This is a genomic window from Bacillus sp. mrc49, assembly GCF_002803435.1.
Window position 1 is genome coordinate 1 of record NZ_PHNG01000153.1, and the last position, 941, is coordinate 941.

Sequence of the window (941 nt, forward strand, 5' to 3'; positions counted from 1 at the left end):
CAAATGCCTTTATCGAAAACTTTGGAAGATTTCGTTATAATGAAGGTAATCGAATGGAGGAGATAGCATATGTTCACAGTTAAAGATTCCTTGAATATAGATTTGATCGACGAATGCTTGGTCCTGGGTGTGTTTGACAGACCGATCAAGTTCACTGGCATAGGGAAGGAAGCCGATGAGCAATTGGGCGGGCAGCTAACAGAGTTAGTGAAAGCTGGAGAAATCTCTTCCAAGAAAAAATCAGTGGTTAAAATACATACATTAGGCAAGTTAGGCGTGAAGCGGTTGGTGTTTGTGGGCCTGGGCAAGGAAAAAGAGCTTACTTTCGAAACGCTCCGCGAAGCGCTCGGTAAAGCGCGTAAAACGATTGCGGAATCCAAGCTGACGACTCTGTCGATCGCCTTGGATACATTCACGACTGAAAACCTGGATGCCCTGGACGCTGCGCATGCGTGCTCGGAGGCGTTCGAACTTGCTTCCTATAAGTTTGAAGGCTACAAGCAAAAATCGAACCAGGTCGAAAAAAGCATCGAAAGAATTACGGTTTATAGTGATGCCGATAGTGGCGAGGTAGGGGCGGCGCTTCATGTAGGCAGAATTTTCGGCAGGGCCACCAACTCGGCGAGGACATTGGTCAATACACCTGGGAATTTGCTGACTTCCACGGATTTGGCTGACTATTCAGCCGCTTTGGGTGAACGTTATGGTTTTGAAGTGGAGATACTTGAGAAGGAAGATATGCTCAAGTTGGGAATGGGAGCCCTCCTTGCCGTCAATCAGGGCTCGGTCGAACCACCGAAAATGATCGTGTTGAAGTATCAAGGAAAAGAGGAATGGAGGGATGTTATCGGTTTGGTAGGCAAAGGCATCACGTTCGATACTGGGGGATATTCCTTGAAAACGAAGGCCGGCATCGTCGGAATGAAAACGGATATGGGGGG

General features: G+C 47.7%; 1 protein-coding gene. It reads left to right on the forward strand.

What is annotated here, in order from left to right:
• Positions 1–69: 69 nt before the first annotated feature.
• Positions 70–941, forward strand: an 872-nt coding sequence (locus CVN76_RS01050) for a M17 family peptidase N-terminal domain-containing protein (RefSeq protein WP_332850580.1), incomplete at its 3' end; no start/stop codon positions are given.